This window comes from Candidatus Caccoplasma merdavium (assembly GCA_018715595.1).
Taxonomy (GTDB): Bacteria; Bacteroidota; Bacteroidia; order Bacteroidales; family UBA11471; genus Caccoplasma; species Caccoplasma merdavium.
In genome coordinates, this window is record DVLI01000008.1 from 24029 (window position 1) to 47711 (window position 23683).

Sequence of the window (23683 nt, forward strand, 5' to 3'; positions counted from 1 at the left end):
TCCTAATTCTTCAACCGGTCGGCCATCTCATCGAGCGACAGTTGCTCCTGTTCCCCGGTAGCCATGTTCTTGACGGTGATTTTCCCCGAGAGAATCTCGTTTTCGCCGACGAGAGCCACATAAGGGATCTTCTTGGCATCGGCATAGCCCATCTGTTTTTTCAATTTTCCCGCTTCGGGATAGAGCTCGGTTCGAATGCCCCGCGCACGCAAACGGGTCGTATAGTCGAGACAGGCATCGGCCTCTTTCTCGCCGAAGTTGACAAAGAGAATCTGCGTTGTCGAGAGCGAATCGGAGGGATAAAGGTCGAGCTGGTTGAGCACGTCGTAGATGCGGTCGGCGCCGAAGGAGATGCCGACTCCCGAGACACCCGGCATGCCGAACACGCCCGTGAGGTTGTCGTAACGGCCTCCGCCGGTAATGCTGCCGATGGTGACATCGAGCGCTTTCACCTCGACGATGGCGCCCGTGTAATAGTTGAGGCCACGAGCCAAAGTGAGGTCGATTTCGAGCGTGGCGCGCAGGGGCGACTTCTCGATGCGGTCGAGAATATACTCCAACTCCTCGATACCCTTCATGCCGGTTTCCGAGGCAGCCAGTTGCGAGCGCAGGGTGGCCAGTTTGGAGCGGTTGTCGCCTTGCAGCAGAATGATGGGTTGCAGACGGGCCACGGCCTCCTCATCGAGCCCTTTCTCGCGCAGCTCGGCGTTCACGTTGTCGAGGCCAATCTTGTCGAGCTTGTCGATGGCGACGGTAATATCGACGATTTTCCCGGGTGCGCCGATGATTTCGGCAATGCCACTGAGGATTTTCCGGTTGTTGAGTTTCACCGCCACCCGTATGCCGAAGCGGGTAAACACCTCGTCGATGAGGCGCAACAGTTCCACTTCGTTGAGGAGGGAGTCGGAGCCCACCACGTCGGCGTCGCACTGGAAAAATTCGCGGTAACGCCCCTTTTGCGGACGGTCGGCCCGCCACACGGGCTGTATCTGATAGCGTTTGAAGGGAAACGAGAGTTCGCCGCGGTGCATGACCACGAAACGGGCAAAGGGCACGGTGAGGTCATAACGCAGACCTTTCTCGCAGAGTTTCGACGCCAGGCGGGTCGTCTGACGGCCAGTCAGCTCCTCGTCGGAGAGGTCGGCGAGGAAATCGCCCGAGTTCAGCACCTTGAAGAGCAGTTTGTCACCCTCTTCGCCGTATTTTCCCATGAGGGTCGAGAGGTTCTCCATGGCCGGCGTCTCTATCTGCTGGAAACCGAAAAGGTGGAATACCTCGCGTATCGTATTGAAAATATAGTTGCGTTTCGCCATCTCTTCGGGCGAAAAGTCCCGGGTTCCTTTGGGTATGGAAGGTTTTGTTGCCATTATTTTTGCGATATGTAAGATGAATGCACAAAGATACGATATTCCGACGTTTTTACGGTCTTGTCGTTCCGAAAGTTTTCCACACGGGAAGCGCTTCCGGGCATCGGGTCTCTGCCGTGATGCACTCGTGGCACCACGAGTGCATCACGGTGCTCCCGGGGGAAAGACGAAGCGTGTGCCGCCTGTCAGCGTATCGTCACCTGCGTAGCCCCGAAGCCGTACTCCCGGAACGAGGCGTCCTGGTACTCGTAATTTTTGTATTTGCGCTGCAACTCTTCGAGAATGGCGCGACGCAGCACGCCGTCGCCCTTGCCGTGAATGAAGATGATTTTGCGTCCCTTCTCCCCCTTGTAACGGTCGAGCGTGTCGCGGAAGGTCTGCAACTGCAATTGCAACATGTCGGCATTGCTCATTCCGGCCGTCGTGTCGACCAGTTCGTGTATGTGCAAGTCGACCTCCACCGGGCCTTCCTTGGGCGCTTTATGACGAGGAATCTTACGAGGTTGCTGCGGCGTGTTCTTCTCCTGCATGGCCTTTTCGAGCACCTTGGCGTCGAGGGGGATTTCGACCGCGGGCAGGTCACCTTCGACAAGGGGCAATACCCAAGCCTTTTCTTCGAAGAAGTCGTTGGCACCGAAGGTGTGCAGTTTGTAAAACTTCACCGGGTCGATGCGCAGGAGTGCCGACACCGGCTCCTTGCAGGCATAGCCCTTGCCGCGCTTGTAGGCGAGTGCCTGCACCGACACGCGCCCGAAACGGTTGACGGCATCTTGTCCGAAACTCTCGACACACACTTGCACATTGGGTTCGAGCGTACCCTGCGCACACAACGTCCACTCGCCCGTCTCACCCGAGACGGCATAGGTATAGTCGAGGTAATAGTTGCTGTCGTTGATGAGATAGGTCTCAAACGTCGTCGAGCCCAAATGATTGACGGCATCGGGCACAAAAGCCAAGTAAAGGCTGAGACGCTCACCCGTGCGGGTCTCGACGAGCGGCCATTTTGGCGCCTCTTCGTCATCGGGACGGACAGCGGCGACCGGCTGCTTCACCGCACGGCGGGCCGGCTCCTGCTTGTCGGCAGGAACCACGCCGTCGTCCTGCCGGCGACCGCTCTCTATCACAACACACTCCCTGACAAGCACGGGCGTTTCAAACCCGTCTTCTTCCTCGACCAAAGCCACATCGCGGTCGACCCGGCGCACGATACCTCCGCCGACGGCGTTGAGGAAACGCACTTTATCTCCTACTTTTACCATAATCATTCGATTTTATCATGCAAAGATGCTTATTTTTGCAGAGATATTCAACACTTGTATATGCAAAAACCACAAGATATCCGCATCGACGACTACGACTATCCGTTGCCCGACGAACGCATCGCCAAGTACCCGCTCGCCCGCCGCGACGCCTCGAAACTGTTGCTTTACCGCGGCGGAGAGGTTTCGGAGTCGACATTCGACCGGCTTCCCGACTGGCTCCCGGCCGAAAGCCTGCTGGTGTGTAACAACACCCGTGTCATACAGGCACGCCTGCACTTCCGCAAAGAAACGGGCGCCCTCATCGAGATTTTCTGCCTCGAACCGCTCGACCCCTGCGACTACCTGATGTCGTTCCAGACGACCGGCCGCTGCGTATGGCGTTGCCTGGTGGGGAACCTGCGCAAGTGGAAACAGGGCCGGCTCTCGCGCACTTTGCAGGTCGAGGGCCGGGACATCACCCTCTGCGCCGAACGGCTCGACTGCACCGACAGCGAAACGCACGAAATCGCCTTTACCTGGGACGACTCAGGCATCACGTTTGCCTCGCTGCTCGAAGCCTTCGGCGAACTGCCCATTCCGCCCTACCTCAATCGGGAAAGCGAAGAGAGCGACAAAGTGACCTACCAGACGGTCTATTCGCGCATCGAAGGCTCCGTGGCCGCCCCCACGGCCGGCCTGCACTTCACCCCCGAAGTCTTCGCCGCGTTGCAGGAGAAAGGCATTCCCCGCCTCGAACTCACCCTGCATGTGGGCGCCGGCACCTTCAAACCGGTGAAGAGCGACACGATTGCCGGCCATGCGATGCACACCGAGTATATCTCGGTATCTCGCGAGACCTTGGTCGCATTGGCCTCGACATCGCGACGGGTCATCGCCGTAGGCACCACCTCGGTGCGCACACTCGAAAGCCTCTATTACATGGGGCGCACGCTGGTGCAACACCCCGATGCCACGGCCGAACGGCTCATCGTCGAGCAGTGGCAGCCCTACGACGACACACCCGACATTCCCGCCCGTGACGCACTCCTCGCCCTCGTCGACTATCTCGACCGCAACCGCCTCGACCGTCTCGTCTCGGCGACCCGCATCATCATCGTGCCGGGCTACCGTTGGCACATCGTGCAAGGGCTCATCACCAACTTCCACCAGCCCCGCAGCACCCTGCTGCTGCTCGTCTCGGCACTCATCGGCGACCGTTGGCACGAAGTCTACGACTATGCCCTCACACACGACTTCCGCTTTCTCAGCTACGGCGACAGTTCCCTGCTCCTACCTACCGAACCTTCACACCCATGACCCACGAACCGACACAGCATGTCTTAGGCCGACAAGTGGCCTATCCCGACCATTATGCGCCGGAGGTACTGGTACGGGTCGACCGTGCCGATAACCGCGAGGCGCACGCCATCGACACCGCCAGCCTGCCCTTCACCGGCTATGACCTGTGGAACGCATACGAAGTGAGCACCCTCACCGAGGGTGGAGCTCCCGTGAATCTCATCATGCGGTTGCTTTACCCGTGCGAGAGCCGCTACATCGTCGAGAGCAAATCGCTGAAACTCTACCTCAACTCCTTCAACATGACCCGTTTCGGGGGGAGCACCGACGAAGCGGCCCGCCACATCTCCACCACGGTGGCTCGCGACCTCTCGACGCTGCTCGAAACCCGGGTCGAAGTCGTTGTGGAGTCGCCCCGCGAAGCTGAGGCGCACACGGCAACATCGCCGGGCCGGCTCTGCACGCCTCCTGTCGAGTGGTCCTACTGGGGTGTTGACGATTTGGAGGAGTACCCCCTCTCCTCATACAAAGAAGACATTTCCTTATTGGGTACCGGCACCGGGAAAGGAATCCTGCAAGGCATGACCGACCTGCTGCGCAGCCGCTGCAAAATCACTTCACAACCCGACTGGGGCGACCTCTACCTCTACATGCGGGGCAACCGGCTGCCCTCGGTCGACGCCCTGCTGCGTTATATCGTCTCGTTCCGCGACGAGAACCATTTCCATGAAGAGGTGGTGGAGATGATTTACCAGGCCCTTTGGGCTCATTTCGCCCCCGAAGAGTTGCTGGTCATGGCTTTCTACACACGCCGCGGCGGCATCGACATCAATCCCGTGCGAGCCAACCGCCCCGAACTGATAGGACGCCTTGCCCCGCACATCACCCGCTTTGCCCATGTGGCCGTGAAGTCTCCCCGCCAATAACCCGGCAGGCCGCGCGCCGCAGGAGATAAAAAATGACAGAAAGCCCGCAGCCATTCCGGCCGACGGGCTTTCTTTTCCATGTGAATAGGGAAGGCGGCGACCTCCTTCAACCGCTCATACCGAAAAGAGCAAACCTTTCCCCGTTGTCGGGGAAGAGGATAAAAAGCAAGCCGGGTGCGGAAATTCCGCACCCGGCTCTTATTCTTGAATGACGAGACCGAAAAGAAATCGGTCTACGCAATCAAATCATTAGTAAACGACAGCTTTGGCGTCTTTACCGGCCTTGATGTAATATACACCGTGAGCAGGCAACGTAACCGTAGCAGAGCCGTTGACAACAGCCTCGGAGGTAATGAGCGCACCGTTGGCGGCATAAACTTCCACGGTAGCGGCCTCGGCATTGCTTACCGTTACTTGGTCACCACTTTGGGCAACGACAAGGGCTGCGGTTTCGGCCTGAGCCTCTTCGATGGCAGAACCACCGGCTTCGGCCGTCACTTTGATGTTACCGATGAATTGATAGGTGTAGTATTTTCTCGATACGGGTTTTGCACCTTTATCGGTACCAGCCATACCGGGACCTACGATGGGAGAGTCGACGTCACCAATCCAACGTACATACACGACATCTTGATTCTCGGCAGCTGCCGGCAGAGTGGCGATGGCATCGCGCCAGCAATCGCCCACGGAGTCGATGGCGATGGTGGTAAGGGTGTTCCAGTTGGCATTGTCGAGCGAGTATTCCATCTTCGTGGTCTTGTGCATACGGGCTTCGGCCAGGAGGACGGCAGATACTTTCACGCCGGTCATGCCTTTGGTCGAGAATGTGATGTATGAATAGTCGGGATTAGGACAGCAAGCCTTGGTGAGTTCTTCCTTGTAACCGGCAGCAGCCTCTTCCTGGTCTACGGTAACAGAGTCGAGACGGCTACGCAAGAGAGCGGCCATGAAGAGAACGGGTTCTTCACTTCCATTGTAGATATAGGCTTTGTTGTTACGGCTTTGGCAACCGGTGGTATCGACATAAGCAAGGGCATCGGCCGAATACGTCATGATACCGAATGCACCAGGATTCCCGGCATTGGCGGCATGGTTGGAAGCAAACGGGAGGGTCACGGTTTTGTTGTTACCGTCTTTGAGTTGGCAGAAGTCCCACAACATTTCATAGTCGGCCGAAACGACATTGGCAGTGAGGTTCAGGTCGCCGGTAAGGGTAATGGTACGGTTCATTGTGCTCACACCGTCGCTCCAACCCATAAACGTATTCAAACCGTCGTGGAGGTCGATGCTGATAGAGATTTCATCGCCTACGAAATAAATGGCCTTTTCGGGTTGGATGGTAACCGTAGCCGTGGTAGAACCACCTTCGATCGACACATTCACAGTAGCTTTTTGGGGGAATTCATCGAGATACCAACGACCATCACCGATAAAACTTTTTTCTCCGGCAACGACCATATGATATTCATCGAGTTTCACACCTGATGTATAAGACTTATCGCTCTTCAATAAAGAAAAGTCTTTATTGGTGCGATCATAAAAATTATCCATAGTCATTTCAAGTGCGGCCAATGTATAGTTCTCTGTCGTATCAGCCACAATCCAAGAAGGCTCACCTTCTTCGTTCTTATTATTACCTGCTGACCATGAAGCATGCCCTTCAATTACATTGGATTTAGCAGATACCAGCCCCATAGTCATTTTTACAATCTTACTAACGTTGGTATTTGTCGAAGTAAGATTCAAATCATCATCCCAATCAGGGGTCAAAATAAAGTTATTATAGAGGTTGACTTGCGTATCTGCTCCCACAAAGCCATCCAACCAAAAATAGTTACAATCTCTACCAGAATGCAGCATGATTGTGTTATTATAAACATTAAACACACCCGAAGCCAAATCCAATGCATTGGTAAAATATCCCATGCGGAATATTGATTGTATATAAGGCATATCGTAGAATGTGTTATTTTTCAACAACACTTCATATACTTTCTGTCCCGGATATATCAAAGACCAACCGTTACCTTCGGTCGCAAATATATTGTGTATTTTGCTATCGCTGATTTCGAAATAGTTGATAGAACCACCCGGATAATAGACTTTTGTATCCCCATCCGTATATGATTTGGGTTCCAAACGATATAGCCCCCGAGGTGAATCACATATCTCGCAATGACGGAATACTACGGAATCCATGTCCGCGTACATCTTTTTGAAATAAAAGATATGACCACTGGTAGCCGTTACCCCACTGCGATAATGAAGCGAAAGATTTTCGAAATGTAAACTCAAATCACTACCGATTTCCGTACCATAATCATTCTTTTGTTGCTCCTCATTAAGGCCATCCAAAGTCTGTTTCTCTCCATCGAAACCAACGGCAAGACCCGGAAGATTATCAATATCGTCCGTCGCACCAATAAGCCAAATCTTACCGGCTTTCTTCATTTTTATACTTCCAACATTAATAATTTCACCCTCCGTTTCAGGTGCAATAACAATAGTATCACGAGAACCGATCGTGTTTCCCAGTCCTCCCCAAGCAGAAGTAAATTCTGCTTTGTCTTTTACTACCCAATGTCCAGCAGCCGCCTGAAAGGAGACTGCAGTTGCCATAAATGCGGCAGCAAGTGTAAAGATTTTTTTCATAACTCTGATGTTTTTATGGTTAGATATCTATCCATACCTTCGCTTTTGATGGCGAAGGTATGGTTTTTGATTTTTACAAAAGTAATCAATTTTATCGGTCAAGACAAAGGACGGAATCTATTTTCCTTCCAAATTCCAATCGACAAAATAATTGTTGGCAATCGATGCCCGCACCTTGGCTTGGAGGGCTTCGGGATATTTGGGTACGATGCGGTTCGAGACGATCGTATCGGCCTGGGCATCGCCTGCGGCTTTGTAACGCTCGGCCATCTTCACGAGATAGCTGTAAGACTTGCCTTCGCCGGTATATTCGAGCAGATACTCATCGGCCAGGGCAAGGTCGTAGATTTTGATGCGTTCCTCTTCGGTAATGGCGCGTTTCGCACCGTTCTCATCGGTCACATAGAAGGTTCCTGTCTCGTCAGGCACGGGCAAGTCGTGCTCGGCACCTTGGGCACACCCTACGATACCTACGTTGCCATAACCGCCTGATGTTCCAAACCAAGTGTTATATCGAGCGTCCCAACCCTCATCGACGGGCACCCCGTCGACACGACCTTCGGCAAATTCGTTTTCGAGGCCGTTGTTGAGCAAGGTCTTGGTCTGATGCCAGTTACCGAGGTGATTCTCGGCCTCGGCCAGGAGGAAGTGATAGTCATGGCCGCGATAGAGGACAATGGTGGGTTGTATCTCAAAGATATTGGTACGCAGATATTCGGGCGTATTCCCGCCCCGACGGCTGTAATAATACTTGGTAAAGGCTATCGAGCCGTTGATGGGATACATGGTCAGCAACTGCGTGTAACTGCGAATGTCGGTTTCGGCATAAGAGTCCATGCCATATTGGGAAGGTTGCAGGTAGAACCCGTCACCGGGATAGGCCGGGCAGAAGTATTGCACCAAGCGGTTGCGTTGGCCATTGTCATAGTCATACATGATACCCGAAATGAGCTGATAGTCATAGCCTACTTGCTCAGAGAAGAATATACTGTAATAGCTGTGCGTGAGAGGTATGCAAAGGTTATAATAGTAACCCGGAGTCTTATCGGAAGGTATCGTACCATCGACATTGAGATAGAGATTGTTGAGGTATTCGAGAATATTGTCGCGAATCCACTGCCAATCGGAGAGGCTATTGGTATAAGAGGCCCTCCACGAAAGGAGCTCGGCACGCATGAGCAACCACGGGGGAGTCAGGTAATTCCAGTAATCATAAGAAGAGCTTTGTGTCTCGGGGTCGATCCAAGCGGGCCAATCCATTTCGAGGTCGGCTGCATAATGATTGCCGTCGAGGGTGATGCCGTTGTCGAGCAACTCAATGCATTTCTCCGAAACCTCATACATCGAATTGAGCGGTGTGAAGACCGAAGCGTCGTTCAGGTCCTTGATTTCTTCGAGAGGGTCGTCGTAATAATAAGCCTTACCGTAGATGCGCCCCAACGTGTAGTAGGCCCACACCTTGATGCGCAAGGCGCTGCTCACGAGCTTGGGAAAGTCGGCAGCCGCCGACTCGCTCATCGAGCCGCCGATTTTCTTGTGATACTCTTCCATCTTGTCGAAGTAGTCGTTGCAAGCCGTGATAATCTCATAAAAACAAGTCGGGTCGGCATACTCGTTTCCGTCGGTCGGCTCATAATTATAGATGTCTTGCAGGGCAATGGGGGCATTCGGGGCTATTTCGAGGAAGTTGCAACGCGTGTCGGTGAGGAATATGGGGTGATCACCTGCATTCTGCATACGCGTCACAATGCCCAAGAACCCGCGGTACATCTCATTTTCGCTCGATATATAATCATTGACATTGAGAATATTATCGGGGTCGGTATCGAAAAAGTCGTCACACGCCGAGGTAAGAACCGCAAGGGCGGCGGTCAGGCACAATATGGAATATCGAAATATACGTTTCATGGTCAATTAGAAGTTTAAATTAAATCCGACTTTTATGGTGATGGGGAGAGCCACCTTGGCGTAGTCAAATCCTCTCATGCTTTCGCTGTAAGAGTAGTTGAATTCGGGGTCACTGCCCAGATAATCGGTCAAGGTGAAGAGGTTCTCACCGGTAACATAGATAGTTCCCGACTGACAGAAACGCAACATCTTGTTATCGAAATGGAATGCCAGCGTAAGGGCTCTCAGTTTGAAATAAGAGGCATCTTCGATCCAACGGTCGGAGAAGATGTTGTTACCCGAAGGATCACCATAGGCGGCACGGGGCATGTCGGTCATTTGGCCTTCGACTTGCCAACGGTTGAGCACGGCCGTCGACTGGTTATAGAAAGTCGACATCGACTCGGTCTGACGACGCAAGGCATTATAAGCCTTGTTGCCGACCGAATAACCGAAGTCGGCTTTGAGGGAAATCCATTTATACCGGAGAGTGGTGCTCACGCCGCCGAAGAAGTCGGGCGTTGCCGAGCCCAACGATACGCGGTCTTCGTCATTGATGATCCCGTCATGGTTTTGGTCGATGAAGCGGACATCGCCGGCCTGATAGGCTTTACCGGCGGCATTTTTAAGACCGGCAGCCTGTGCTTCGGCCGTGGTGGCATAGATACCGTCGGTCTGATAACCGTAGAACTCATAAGGCGAACTGCCCACCCGGGTTATCACCTGAGCATCGTCTTCGTTGTACGCCGTAAATTCGATGATGTCTTCGGTCTGCGCATTGCCCAGCGATTCGACCGTGCTCTTCACCGTGGAGATGTTGCCTGAAATCGACCAGTCGAAATTCTTGGTGTGGACAGGATTGAGGCGCAAAGCCAACTCATATCCTTGCGAAGAGATGGAAGCGGTGTTGTCGTAGTAAAGCGACGAACCGTAAACAGCCGATATGTTGCGGTCGAGCAACAGGTCGTAGGAATTGGCATAGAAGTAGTTGAATTGCAAATCGACCATGTGTTTATAGAGCGAGAGGTCGAGAGCGGCATCGAACTGCGCTTTCTTTTCCCATTCAAGACGGGTGTTGGGCACGTTGGAACGTACAATGGCTCCCATGTTGAAAAGGTTCGACGTCAGATAATAGTTCTTGGCGTAATTCGAAGAGAAGCGGCTGTTACCGGTGAGGCTCACTTCGGCCGAGAGATTCATCATGTCGATCCAGGAGGGAAGGGCTCCGGTATTGGCCGCGAAGAAAGTAAGGCCGGCCGAGGGGAAGAATCCGAAACGAGGCGCATCTACTCCCGATACCGACGAACCGTCGACAGAGAGATTGGCCATGGCCTTCACCAGGTGGTTGAAGGTGTAGTCGGCATGGAGGTAATAGCTGAGCCACTTCCACTCGTCATTGATACCGTCGATAATACGCTCGTCGAGATCGCTGGCCAAGGTCTTGTAATTGTCGTTGGCCGTATTGTATCCCGACTCAAAGTCATACTCGAAGTTCTTGGTAATGAAACGCAATCCGCCGTAAGCCTTGAAGTCGTGTATGTTGCCAAAGAGTTTCTGGTACATGGCATTCACGCCGTAGAAGTAAGACGACTGCTCGCGCACGCCTTTGCTCACATAGTTGAAGCCGGTGCCGTAGAGCTGGGGTACGATGGCCTTGTCGGTGACGCCGGGAACGAAGAGCGACTCCTCGGTGTAGTCATAGTAGATATTGAGCATGCCGGTGATGGTCCAGTTCTCGGTGGGTCGCCAGTTGAGACCGGCACGCACATTCACATCGTAAATCTTATCATCGCCCTCGACCGTCTCGACCAGAGCCAACGGGTTACTTACGTTATTGTAGGCATAGGTAGGATTGGCATTTACGTTCCACCCGTTGTATGTGGCGTAGTTGGGAAGCAAATTGCCATTCATTTCGCGCATGTAGGGATAGAGGTTGGGCATCATGAAATTCGATGCCAAGATGGGATTGGTAGCCTCTTTCATACCTTGCTCCTGCAAATCGCTCGAAATGTAGGCCAGGTTCACGTTGGTGAAAATGTCGACCCAACGGCTTACCATCACACTCGAATTGATCAACGTGTGGAAACGTTGTGTCGAGGTATTGTCGAGGATACCTCCTTCGTTGGTATAGCCCAAAGAGATGTTGTACTTGGCAATTTCGTCACCTCCTTCGATGCGGAAAATGTTATCGGTCACAAATGCCTTGCGGGTAATCTCCTTCGTCCAATCGATGTCATTGTCGAACAGATAACTGTAACTGTTTACACCGGGGTTGAGGAACGGATAGTCGGCTCGCAAATCGGCCGCACTCGAATAGCGTGTCATACCCACATCTTGCAGATAGTTGGCGTATTGCGAAGCATTGAGGGTGGGAATGCCGCTTTGAGGCATACTCACTCCGTAGCTGCCCGTAAAGGAGATACGGGTGTTGAGGTTATCGGAGGTAGCCTGCTGGGTCTCGATGAGGATAACACCGTTGGAACCCAACGAGCCGTAAAGCGAAGCCTCGGCGCCTTTGAGGGCGGTGATGCTCTTGATGTCGTTGACGTTATACCCGAAGAGGGCATCGCGGGAGTAGCCATTGAGCACGCCCGAGACATCGGTATTGTAGAGATAGGGAATACCATTGATGACCAACAGCGGAGCATTGTCGGCATTCAGGGTATGAATGCCACGCAGGTTGAAGAAGGCGCCTTCACCGGGCATGCCGCTCTTCTTGATGACTTGCAGGCCGGAGATTTCGTCCTGCCAGGCCAAATCGGCCGAGAGGGTATTTTTCATGTCTCGACGGTCGAGCGAAGCGTTTACCGCACTCCGGTTGTCGCGGCGTTCGCTGTAAAACGGGAACTGTGTCGTACCGGCATAATCGGAAAAGCGCTCGGGCACCAGAACAATTTCACGGGGAATAACGCCGCTTTTCAACGGATATTCACGCGTGTAAAAGCCTCCGGCCACGATGCGCAACGTTCCTTTCGAGAGGTCGGTGGTCAGCTCAAAGGCACCATTCTCGTCGGAGACGACCGAGCTCGACGTCCCCACCACCGAAACAATGGCTCCCTGCAAGGGGGTATTGTCGGTACTCACAATCTTAGACTTGATGCGGGTTCCCTTCTGGGCAAAAACCGGTAGGACCGACACCATGAGTATAATAATCAGGAAACTATATATTCTTCTCATAACACTGAATTTTCTAAGATTAATAGTTATTTACTGTCGGTCGCAAACACCAGTGGTACATCATCAACTGGGAAACGTTGTTTTTGGAGCGGTCGGTCGTACTCGTTATGATTGAAGCCATATCGCTCGACTCGACACGAATGCGGAAGTTCCCGTCTTGGGGAATATTCACGACAGCCACCTGATAACCGTCGGTATCGTAAGCCACCGACTTGGGATCGAGTTCAAACCAGGCTTGTGCATCGAATCCTTCGGGGTAGGTAATCGACAAAGGCCCATAAAAAGTCATTTCCGATGCACCGCCACGGTCGAAGTGGAAGTTCGACCCCTGTGCCGCCATACTCATGTCCTGCACCAACAGGCGGTCATTGAAGTAGATGCTCAACGAATAGGTGAGCGAGTGCTTGAAGCCCATGCGCAAGTTGTATTCTCCGGCGGGAAGATTGCACTCGACCAAACCGTAATTCGCATCTTCGCTGTTGTAGAGCAAACCGTCATACTCGACGCTACACAAATAATCCGACTCTTTTACACCGGCAGCGAACGACTCCTGCTGCGGAATAAGCAGGGCGAGCGAGTCGATGCTGGACGTCAGTGAATCGATGGCGGCCTGCGTCAACGAATCGGGCGACACGATGGTGCTCAACGAGTCGAGGGTTACTTGCGCCGAGGCCAGGAGATTGCGGCTCTTGGTGAGCGAGTCGGTGGCAGTAGCGGCCGAGATGGCCTCTTGCGTGGGAACAGCCGTCAACACATGATAGTACATCGTAGGCAGGGTCTCCGAAAGCGTGAATGAACTCTGGGCATCATTGCACACGAGCGGATTGACCCAATTGGTCCATCTGAAATATTGGGCTTTCTGCGCATCACTCATGGCAGCCCATATCTGATAGAATCTTGTCTTCACGCGGTAAATGACCACATGATTGGGAATCTTAAAATCGGACAGGTAATAGACCAAGCCATTGCTCAGCGTGTCGCATCTTGTCGGGTCGACGAGTTGCACCGACGGACGCCAGTAGGCCGAATCGGAAAGGTTATACTCTTCGAGGTCCTGCGATTCGTCGATGGTACGCACATATCCACCCACGGCATAGAAGTCGGGGGCTCCGGCCGACACTTCTTCACGGGAAAGGCGACGGTTGGCAAAACATGCCTCCACAATCCATTTCTCAAACTTGGCCGTGTCGGCAGCCGTCACGGCCCGGTTGAGCCAAACCGGCAGATTGGCGTAAGCATCGTTGAGGGCTTTCTCGATAAGAGCGTTGTTGGGCACGAACATCGTGGTGGTGAAGTTTTCCGAACGCATATTCCAATAGGAAATGCCGTTTTGGGTGTAACGGTCCATCAACGTGTTGCGTACCGAGATGACCGAGTCGGAATAATAGGTATTACCCATGTCGTCCACGCCATCGGGGGTACTGCTCTCGCGGTCGAAATATTCTTCTTCATAGCGAGCGACCAGATCTTTGAAAAGGGAATAGTCCTCGCCCAAGGATTTCAAATATTCATAAACCGATTCGCGGGGAATAATCGTTCCGTCGATATAGTAAACATAACCATTATCGGTCTTCACCTGCTTGTAGAGCTTGTAATCATCGATATAAGTCCCTTCTTCACGCAGGTAGACCCGCAGGTTCTTTTTGTCATAGAGGGTCTCGTAGCGGGTGAGTATGCCGAAATTCTCGGCAAACTTGTCGGGCGACACCGGGGTATCGGAGATGCTGTTCTTGACAAAAGCGGTATCGTTCTCAATCTTCGACATGTCGAGGTTGTCGTTCTCACACACGACGAGGGTATATTGTCCGTCGGCAGGGAGGGTTTCCATGATACCGGTTTTCTCGAAAAGCCCGGTAATCTCTGACAATGTGGGCTGGCTTTTCAGGTAGGAAACCACATCTCCCGAATATACTTCTATATCGGCCGACGCAGAGGTGATGTCGCGCACGTCGTAGTGGTCGTCCCACTTGTCGGAACATGATACGGCAACGACACTCAGGGCCGACAATATCCATGCTGTAAATTTATTTGTTCTCATAGTATTTAATCAATAGGCGTAAATTTCACATAATCCCACAACTGATGGTATCTTGAATTGGTCTTGGCATTGATGTCCATCATCGTTGCTTTCAGCGTATGCTTACCGGAGTTTTCAAATTCGAGCTCTTCCCACAAGGTAATCATGGCCGTCCCGTAAGTTGCAGCCGTGAATCCTTGCGAACTGAGACCCTTGTAGATGTAGGCATTCGACATCTCCTTGTCGTCGAGCGTGAAACGGGTAAGGCTACCGGCACCATAGAAATTATAGAGTATGGGGCTGCCGGCATAGCACAACTCCACTTTGTAACGACCCTTGATGATGGTCGGGGTTTCCAGTTCGACCCAACCGGCATAGCCGAGGTTGAGTTGCATGAGGTTGTTCATGTAAGCGCCATAATTGCTGACGTCTTTTTCGCGAGCGCTCTTGTATTTACATTTCAGGAAGCCAATCTTGCGGTAATTCGAATAGCTGGCCTTGGAAGAGTTGGCGACATAAGTCTCATCTTCGACAAAGGCCGAGACATTACCATAATCGCCGTCACGTTTGTCCTCGGAAAGGTCGATGGCCGTCTCTCTTGATGTAAGTGCCGAAGTGAAAAGGGCACCCAAGTTCTGGTCGGCGCCATAGTTGTTGACAAACGAAATAATCTCGGCGGTGTTGCAGAAGTCCCACATCACTGTTACAGGATCGGGTTGCCATACGGGGAGAATATGGTTGATTTTATGTATCAGGCCGTTTCGGGCTTCCATATTGCTGCGGAGTATCGTGGCACGCTCGTTGAAAGTATGCACGCCGGCTATGTCCTGGCAGGTAACCACCTGGTAGGTGCATTCGGTATCGAAGATATTGATTTGGCCTTCTTCGTTGAAATTGAAGAAATCGGCAATCGGTATCTCACGATCGAAGAAGTGGTAGGTCACATACTGGTAAAGGGCATTGGTGGTATCGGTATAGTTCGTGCCGGCACCAAGGTGTGCACAAAGGTCCGACACCGAGGTTATTCCCTCGGCGGCATACACCTCGTCGGGAACAGCCAGGCAGGTGAAGCGTATCGTATTGATAGACATGCTGCCGTTGATGTTGTAGGTGGTGTCGCTGATGCGCGAAACGACTTGGTCATATCCGCACAACTCGGCTGCCCCGATGAAGATGTTGTACTCGTCATAGGGACGGAGTTTTTCGAGTATCGTCTCGGCCAGCGGGTGAATCACATCGCCCATCGTAAAGACTTCGCCATTGGCGGTTTTCACGGCGGTGAATTTGGCCAGGCGGGCCTGGTTGTTGAGATAAATCGAGTCGGTGTTGTGGCGTGTATTGTCAAGTTCCGCATCATCGACATCGGTAATCGTGTAACCGAAGGCGGTGGAGAGGTATGACTGGAAGAGCGTCTGCGCGGGAATCGATTCGCCGCTCTCGGCATAGGTAATCAAAGACTCGTCGGAGAGGTCATAGTTGAGGATATGCACCTGCACAACGGCCCGGGCATATTCCCGGTCGAGTTCCTGCACCGAAGAGACGCCTCTCCATGCCAGGAATTCCTTCATGGCAGCATTGGTGGGACAGAATACCGTTGCGGTGGCATCGGCATCGTTCAGGGCGTTGTAGTAATCGGCATACTTCAACAGTTCGATCCACATCGAGAATTCATCGCTGTTCAGGGTAAGATAAGCAGCGCAAGTCATCTCAAGGGCATCGTTTGACGTCCTTATGAATGTAGTTCCCTCGTATGGATCTTTACAAGAGGTTATCAGTGTGACTAACGTCAGAATCAATAAAGAAAACTTTTTCATAGGTGACATCAATTATAGTAGGGGTTTTGTATTAACAAATCGTTCGCTTCAATCTCGGTCTGACTTATCGGCAAGAAAAGCGCATTGTCGTTATTGAGTACGGTACGCAACCACGACTCTCCGGCCTGTGTGTTGTATTTCAAGACGTTGTTGACAAGGAACAATTCTTTGTACTCGTTGTTGTTCCGACGTCCGAAACGGAGGAAGTCATACCAAGCCTTGCCCTCTCCCACCAATTCGAGCGTACGCTCATAGAGCACCAGTTCGAGCATGGAAGCCTCATCGAGCGATGCAACGCCAACGGGCGTAGCCTCGTATTCGATTTCGAGGTTGGAGCGGGTGCGTATCTGGTTGATAAGCGCCATGGCAGCGGCCTTGTCATCATCATTCTCACCGTGGCTGCGCAGAATGAGCGCTTCGGCTTTCATGAGCATCACATCGGCGACACGATAGATGATGTAATTGGGGTCGTAGTAAGAAACGGTGCGTTTGTCGGAGAGAGTCTGCGAACCGAGATATTTCCACACATACGACACGGTGGCCGACTCATAGGTGGTGGGGTCGGAGACATAATATCCGCCATACATCGTGCGCACGGCCTCTTTGAGATCCACGAGTGTCTCGGTGTACTCATCGCCGAACTCCTGGGTCAAGGCCAAAGAGATGCAATAATTGGCATCGACATCGACATCGTCGAAGATTTTGGGCAGCGTATTGGTCTGCTCCTCTTCGTAGTTCCATTGCAACTCAAATATCGACTCGTTGCTGTTTCCGGGATTGAACATCGAGAACCAGCTCGAATGGGTCGGGGTAGAAAGGAATGCGGGAGCATAGGGACTGTTCGATTCCAAGATGCCATCGCAATAGGTAATGGCAGCTTCATAATCTTCGGCCCAAAGGCACACATCGGCACCGAGGGCATAGAGAGCCCACTTGGTGGCACGCCCCTTGGTTTCCCAGGCGGTATCGAACGACTCCTTGGCGGCACCCGTCGCGAGAGCGGTTCTTATATCCTCGCGGATTTGCGCTATGATTTCGGCTTCACCGGCCTTGGGTACCTTCGTGGCGTAAGAGTCGTCTTCATAAGGCTCGGTAATGAGCGGTGCATCACGCCAGTTGCGCACGATATAGAAGTAACAGAGCGCACGCAAGAAATAAGCCTCGGACTGATGCGAAAGCATTTCCGACATCTGGTAGGTATCATCGACCTTCTGTGCATCGGGCGCCCGTTTTATCACCGCGTTGGCCACGTTGATGATTTCATAGAGGTCACACCAGGTACACAAGTCCTTATCGGTAGGTTTTACCTGGAACTCCTGCAACTTGCTCCCTTTGCTGGCATAAACACAACCGGCGCGCAACTCGCCCCAAGGTATCAGGTAAGGCACTACCATATCACGCAAGTAATAGTACCCGGCATTGAGCACGGCATCTACATCGGCTTTGGTCTGCCAGAAAGTTATACTCGGCTGTGAATTTTCGGGATATACTTCGAGCCAATCCTTGCAGGCGGTCGTCGAAAGCATAACTCCGAATCCCAAAGCGATTGCGGCATATTTTATATTTTTTATCTTCATAGCTTTTCCGATTAGAAGTTAATGTTAAATCCGAACGAGAAGCGGCGGCTGCGAGGCGTTTGGGCATCGTCTTCGGACAAATCTGTCACTTTCGAAGGAAGACTCACTTCGGGGTCTTGTCCTTTGTAGTTGGTAAAGGTCAAGAGGTCATAACCGGTAACAAATATATTCAGCCCATTGATTTTCATCTTCTTGCAGATATTTTTTGGTATGCTGTAAGAGAGCGAAAGCGTTTTGAGGCGGAGGAACGAGCAATCCTCGACGAAGCGGTCAGAACCCAGATAGTTCAATCCGTAGTTATAGAGCGCGCGCGGGATTTCGGTCTGATCGCCCTCGGTACGCCAGCGGTTGAGCACGGCGGTACTTTGGTTGTCGCGGTTATACATGGCCTCGGCGTCCATGCGGGCGGTATTGATAACCTTCTGACCCAAGCGGTAGTGGAAGAATATCGTCAAGGCCAGATTTTTCCACTTCACGTTGACACCACCACCACCGGTCACCATCGGGTTGCAGTTACCAAGGTAAACGACGTCGTTTTCGTCGATTTTACCATCGTGGTTGATATCCTCGTACTTGGCATCACCGGGGTAACATACATACGTTCCGTTCTTCATGACAATGGGCTCGCCATTGAGGTTATACATGATGTTGTTCTCGGCATCGCGGGCATAAGTATCTTCGGTATTCTGATATACTCCCTGGTAACGGAATCCGTAGAACGAACCGACAGCCACGCCGGTTTCGAGGCGTTGGGCATAAGAGCCGTTCGAGAGGGAGAAGGTCTCTTCGGAGAGGTTCTCGGGAAGTTCGAGAATCTTGTTCACGTTGCGGTTGATGTTGAAGTTGGCCGACACGGTCCAATCCTTGTTGCGGAATATTTCATAATCGATGCGATACTCCCAACCGGTATTGCTCAACTTACCCGAGTTGTAGTAAGCCAACTGGCCGCTCGAATATCCCACCGTAGAGGGAATCTTCACTTTGGTCTGCAACAAGTCATCGGTCACTTTATGGTAGTAATCGAAGGTCATGGTCATCTTGTTGTCCATGAAGCCGAGGTCGGTACCGATGTTGTACTCGGTCGAGGTCTCCCATTTCAGGTTGTTGAGTTGCATCGAGTTGGGAGCGATGGCGGCATTGGTGTTGTAGTTGCCGATGGCCGAGTAGGTTCCGATATAGGGAGCCGTTCCGCTGGGAGCGTTACCACTTTGTCCCCAGCTGGCACGGAGTTTCAACTGGTTCCACCAGTCGAGCGATTCCATAAAATACTCGTCCTGCATGTGCCAGGCCACACCCACGGAGGGGAAGATACCCCAACGGTTTTCTTTGGCCAAAGAAGAGCGGCCCTCACCGTTGACGGTAAAGCTGAACACATAACGGTCGAGCAGGTTGTAATTGATCATACCCACAGCACCCATGATGCGCGACTCCGAGGTTCCCGACCCGAGTTCCACGATAGAACCGCCGGCTACGGGGTCGGACATACCGGGTGAGGCTACACCGTAAACGGCTTCGGCCGAGTTGGAGCTGCGCGATTGCTCGGTGCGCCACAAGGCGGTAGCCGTGAGACCGTGAATGCCAAACTGACGGCGGAAGATAAACTTGTTCTCGGTTTGCAACGAAAGGTTGTTGGAATAACCGTCGTAGCTATAATTGGCGTTGCTGTTGTCAATCGAGAAGTCGCCGGCCGTCTGCGGCAGGAACTGACGGGTCTTGACGGTTTTGAACTTCATGGCCACCCAACCGGTCCAAGTCAAGCCGGGAAGGATATGGTAATTGGCCCGATAGGTCATGCGTTCCTCCCGTTGGTAGGTCTTGTTGTAGCTCTCATTGGCCATGATAATGGGGTGATAGTTCTTCTCACTTCCATAAGCACCCTGGAACTCTTCGGCGTTCTGACGAATGAAATAGTTGTCGGTAGGCAGGCCGGTGGCATCGTCGATCCAATAAGGGCTCTTGTTGGGCATCTTGCGCATAGCCTCGGAACGGACGTTGTCCAAATAGGGTTCATCTTTTTGGGTATCGGTGTAGGCAAACTCGGCATACATGTCGAACTTGTCGGAGAAGCGGTAGGTCAAGTTGTAGTTGGCCGTGATACGGTCGAGACCGGTTCCGACGCTGGTACCACCTTCGTTCATGTAAGAGAGCGAGAAGCGGTAAGTGGCTTTTTCACCACCACCCGACATCGAGAAGCTGTTATCGTAAATCCAAGCATTCTTGGTAATGGCCGAGAGCCAGTCGGTATCGGCATTATACTCATCGAAATAACGCCATGTGGGCATGTATCCGATTTCGGGGGTATCGAACAGCAGTTCGAGAAGCGACGAAGAGTTTTGGATACCTTGTGCATTGGCCGTGTTCCAGATGGCGTCTTGCATATAGGCCACATACTGGTCGCCGTTGAGCATCGGTATCGATTCGGGCTCGACTTTCACCGTGAACTTCGACGAGAAGGTGAAATTGGTTTTTCCGCGGGCACCTTTCTTGGTCGTAATCAAGAGCACGCCGTTGGCGGCCTTCGTTCCGTAAATAGCGGTAGAGGCGGCATCTTTCAATACCTCGACCGACTCGATATCATAGGGGTTGAGGTTCAACATGTCGGCAAAATCCTCATTGTTGGCCGTGTTGAAGTCGAAGCTGTCGTCAATGTCGGTCGAATAGGGCACACCGTTGATGACGATGAGAGGGTCGGTGTTTGAGTTCAAGGTCGCCGTACCACGGATACGAATCGAACCTTTGGAACCGGGGTCACCACCCGAGAGAATATCCACACCGGCGAGACGTCCTTGCAGAGCCTCTTCGATAGAGGATACCGGCAGGGTTTCCACGACACTCGACATGTTGATTTTCTGGGTAGCAGCGGTTTGTTCACGCACCGAAATACCCATGTCGGACATCTCGGCACGCTGGGCGGCCACCGTCACCTCGCCCAGCTCTTGCGAACTCGACTCCATGACGACGGTCAGGGTTTTCTGACCGGTGTAGGCGATACGCTGGGTTTCCATACCGATGAACGAGAACACGAGGGTTGCTGCACCGGAAGGAACACGGAGCGAGAAGGCACCATTGACATCGGTGGTCACACCGGTCAAGACACGGCGCTGGTCGTTCTCTATCGAGACGTTCACGCCAATGGAAGGCTCATGCTTTCCTTGAATGATTTCATATACTTTACCCGATATAAAGCCCGAATTTGTCTGTGCCGATAGGGTCGTGCTGAGAAGCAGGCACAGCAACAGAAGGCTAAACCGGAGCGGATTTGCGTTGAGAATTCTGTTTTTCATAATACCCCATTTATAAAGTGTACACAACCATCGTCAAAGACGAAGGGGAAATAATCATAATCACCAACAATGGCCACTTCGCCATTGTAACCGTCTTCGGCCACCTTCACGCTCATCGAAGAGCCGTTGTCATAGACATTGAGATGCACGGCAATCGTCTGCACGGCACCGTCGACAACCTCGGTGCGCGAGTTGAGGGTGATCAGGCCGCCTTCGGCCTCGGTATCCTCACCCCAGCCGAGGAAGGGGAAGTTCGATATGACTGCGGTGCTGAGCGGCACGAAATAGACTTTCAGGTAATCTTGCAAGGCGGCAAGGTCGGTCACCACGGAGGCGGCAAAGAAATCGGCCGTCGTAGCGTCGGCGTTTGCCGTCGTCGTGATACCGGGTATCTTACCGGCGACAATCGCCTCTTTTACCGCCCGGTTGGTAGGAATAAACATGAGGCAACTCTCGGTCATGAGGGTAAGAGACTGCGACTCCTCATCGATCATCTGACCGGTCATCAGCAACTGCATGAAGGCATTGAAGAGGGTGGTCTCATCGTTGCGGTGGGCATACATCATGGGGACGAAGTTGGAATAAAGCGCGTTGTCGAGACTACCCTCGAAAAGCTTTTGAGCACGGGTGCCGTCGTAAGAATAGGCACGACCGTTGGACCAATCCTCCCCGCGGAACTTCAACTCTTCAAATTCACAATACACATCGGCTTCGGTCGTGGCGTTGCCCGTGTAGGTGATGAGGTTGTTGAAAAGGAAACTGTTGGTAATTTTCCCGTCCTTGACATACCAGTAGAGACGATAGTCGGGAGAGAGTGTTCTGAACACATGGTTGCCCGAGAGCGGCAGCTCGGTGAGAGTGGTGGTAGAACCGTCGAGCGAAACGACATGGGCATAGACATAACGTTGCTGTGCCGAGCTCGAAAGGTTCGACATATTGATTTCCAACCTCTTATCATCTACCGCATCGTAGGTGATGCCGTTGTAGGCCATCTGCGTGTCGGAGGGATAGAGCACGATATAATTCATCTCATTGGAACAAAGGGTGCTGATGAGGTCGGAATTGCTGAGCATCATCTGGAAGTTGTTGTAACGCTTGTATTGGTAGGCCGGGCCGGTCACCGCATTGTACTGGGCAGGGGGCGTGAGCACGTCGCAACCATAAAGCGTGCCGTTGACACAAACCTTGCGGTTTTCCTGGGGAACGGCATCGACGTCGAAGTTAATCACCATGCCCGACGAGTTCTTGATGTCGCCACGGGTAATCTCCTCGGGGAAGACCACGGAGGCGGTATAGACACTGTTGACGAGAATATCCTGGATAACCGAAGTCTTCACCGAATCCCACACCACTTCGTTGCCGGGATAACCGGTTCCTTCGACGCCGAAATATTCCATATAGAAATTGTCAAGCGCCTCATTGGTAGGAGCGAACACACTATATGAAACCGACGAAAGGGTCGACATCTGCGTATAATCGGTCACCGGCCATTCACTGGCAATGTTGGCCATGGGAGCGCGGTGATAATGCTGGTAGAGGTCTTTCCCGTTTCCATAGTCGATGGTGAGCTGCTCGTCTTTCACATAATCGCTGTATACATCATAGAAGTCGAGGAAACGGGAGTAATTTCCACTCTTGTCCAACTCGGCATAGATGGTATTCAGCGGTTCGAGCACCTGATCGATGAGATAGACATATCCGGTAGCCGTGACGATGGAATATTCATCGACCGACGCATTCGACACGTTGAATCCATTGGCACCCGTCCACTGCGAATTGGGATAAAAATATTCATAGTTATACTGGGCATCGATCAACTTGGTCTGGAACATGCGATAAGAAAAAATCGGAAGGAAACGTTCCAAATGGTAAACATAGCCTTCAAGACCCGTGGTATCGTTTACCACCTCATAAGTAAGATCGTCCTGGCTTTTGGTGCGGAATTTATAATAAAGCCCGGCATTCACCATGAGCTCCTCGTCGGTCGCGCCATCGCCTTCATCGGGACGGAAATTGATCAACTTGCTCTTGTCGAACGAATAATAGAGAATGTGGAAACCGATGAGTTTCTTCACCGTCTCGGCACTGAGCTCCTCGATCGAATTCACGCCACATTCGTTTTTGAGATAAGCCGCAAAGGCTTCATCGTTGGGCGCCATCACCGTGTAAACACCCTTCCCTTGGAGAATGGGAGCATATCCGGCCATGTCGACACCTTTGAGGAAAATGGTGTAATTGCCTCTTTCTTGCAACGTTTCATAGATACTCCCTTTCAGCGACTCCGGCGTATCGTAATACGAGAGATTGTCCTGACAAGAAGTCCAAAAAACAGCCAAACAAAGCACACCGCATAGCACAACGTACTTTCCAAATGCGTTTTTCATAGATTCTCGATAACTTTAAGTGTGTTATGTAATATATATGTTTTTCACAAAATAAGGT

General features: G+C 52.3%; 12 protein-coding genes. 2 read left to right on the forward strand and 10 right to left on the reverse strand.

Features of this window, described 5'->3' with window-relative positions:
- Positions 1–2 precede the first annotated feature (2 nt).
- A complete protein-coding gene (locus tag IAD09_02365) occupies positions 3–1367 on the reverse strand; it encodes a histidine--tRNA ligase (GenBank protein HIT81075.1) in 1365 nt (454 codons plus the stop codon).
- 185 nt (positions 1368–1552) lie between these two features.
- The gene (locus IAD09_02370) at positions 1553–2626 is read right to left on the reverse strand and encodes a DUF2027 domain-containing protein (protein ID HIT81076.1); all 1074 of its coding nucleotides are present in this window, start codon (positions 2624–2626) and stop codon (positions 1553–1555) included.
- Positions 2627–2686: 60 nt separating this feature from the next.
- On the opposite strand from IAD09_02370, the gene IAD09_02375 reads away from it, so the two are divergent.
- Entirely contained in the window at positions 2687–3925 is a 1239-nt protein-coding gene (locus IAD09_02375) for an S-adenosylmethionine:tRNA ribosyltransferase-isomerase (GenBank protein HIT81077.1), read from the forward strand.
- The gene (locus IAD09_02380; GenBank protein ID HIT81078.1) at positions 3922–4833 is read left to right on the forward strand and encodes an NADPH-dependent 7-cyano-7-deazaguanine reductase QueF; all 912 of its coding nucleotides are present in this window, start codon (positions 3922–3924) and stop codon (positions 4831–4833) included. Before IAD09_02375 ends, IAD09_02380 begins: the two co-directional genes overlap by 4 nt.
- A 249-nt stretch (positions 4834–5082) precedes the next feature.
- Here IAD09_02380 and IAD09_02385 read toward each other — a convergent pair whose 3' ends face one another.
- The 8 genes from IAD09_02385 to IAD09_02420 all read right to left on the reverse strand — a co-directional run bounded on the left by IAD09_02385 (position 5083) and on the right by IAD09_02420 (position 23625).
- Positions 5083–6312: a hypothetical protein gene (locus IAD09_02385; GenBank protein ID HIT81079.1), complete on the reverse strand. Its 1230-nt coding sequence runs from the start codon at positions 6310–6312 to the stop codon at positions 5083–5085.
- Positions 6313–7602: 1290 nt separating this feature from the next.
- A complete protein-coding gene (locus IAD09_02390) occupies positions 7603–9393 on the reverse strand; it encodes a hypothetical protein (protein ID HIT81080.1) in 1791 nt (596 codons plus the stop codon).
- 6 nt (positions 9394–9399) lie between these two features.
- Positions 9400–12549: a SusC/RagA family TonB-linked outer membrane protein gene (locus tag IAD09_02395; protein HIT81081.1), complete on the reverse strand. Its 3150-nt coding sequence runs from the start codon at positions 12547–12549 to the stop codon at positions 9400–9402.
- A 19-nt stretch (positions 12550–12568) separates the two neighbouring features.
- Positions 12569–14587: a hypothetical protein gene (locus IAD09_02400; GenBank protein ID HIT81082.1), complete on the reverse strand. Its 2019-nt coding sequence runs from the start codon at positions 14585–14587 to the stop codon at positions 12569–12571.
- A gap of 5 nt (positions 14588–14592) precedes the next feature.
- The gene (locus IAD09_02405) at positions 14593–16272 is read right to left on the reverse strand and encodes a DUF5108 domain-containing protein (protein HIT81083.1); all 1680 of its coding nucleotides are present in this window, start codon (positions 16270–16272) and stop codon (positions 14593–14595) included.
- Positions 16273–16388: 116 nt separating this feature from the next.
- On the reverse strand, positions 16389–17957 hold the full coding sequence (locus tag IAD09_02410; GenBank protein ID HIT81084.1) for a RagB/SusD family nutrient uptake outer membrane protein: 1569 nt from the start codon (positions 17955–17957) through the stop codon (positions 16389–16391).
- Between the two features lie 11 nt (positions 17958–17968).
- Positions 17969–21241 carry a TonB-dependent receptor gene (locus IAD09_02415; protein ID HIT81085.1) on the reverse strand — a complete coding sequence of 1091 codons (3273 nt, stop codon included), beginning with the start codon at positions 21239–21241 and terminating at the stop codon, positions 17969–17971.
- On the reverse strand, positions 21238–23625 hold the full coding sequence (locus tag IAD09_02420; GenBank protein ID HIT81086.1) for a fasciclin domain-containing protein: 2388 nt from the start codon (positions 23623–23625) through the stop codon (positions 21238–21240). The genes IAD09_02415 and IAD09_02420 overlap by 4 nt, the downstream gene beginning before the upstream one ends.
- Positions 23626–23683: the final 58 nt, after the last annotated feature.